This window comes from Pseudoflavonifractor capillosus (genome assembly GCF_016899775.1).
GTDB lineage: Bacteria > Bacillota > Clostridia > Oscillospirales > Oscillospiraceae > Lawsonibacter.
On sequence record NZ_JACJJE010000200.1, the window covers coordinates 1 to 230 of the forward strand.

1 protein-coding gene is annotated in these 230 nt (G+C 71.7%); it reads right to left on the reverse strand.

The features are described from left to right. Positions 1-212, reverse strand: a 212-nt coding sequence (locus H6B31_RS17020; RefSeq protein ID WP_204899559.1) for a hypothetical protein, incomplete at its 3' end; no start/stop codon positions are given. Positions 213-230: the final 18 nt, after the last annotated feature.

The window sequence follows — 230 nt, forward strand, 5'->3', positions numbered from 1 at the left end:
TTCTGCGACAGCTTGCCGAGGTTGTCGGCCGCGTCGATGCTCGATCGCACGAAGCCGATGAGCGCGCCGGCCGACAGGCCCGCCCCGAGGCCGGCGAGCGTGCTCGACAGGCTGCCGGCCACGCGCTCGACGTCGCCGAGGTTGCGCTTGACGCTGTCGAAGGCGGCGCGCGTCTGGTCGACGGCGGTGAGTGTGATGTCTGCGCGGGCCATCAGGCACCCCTCCGGAAC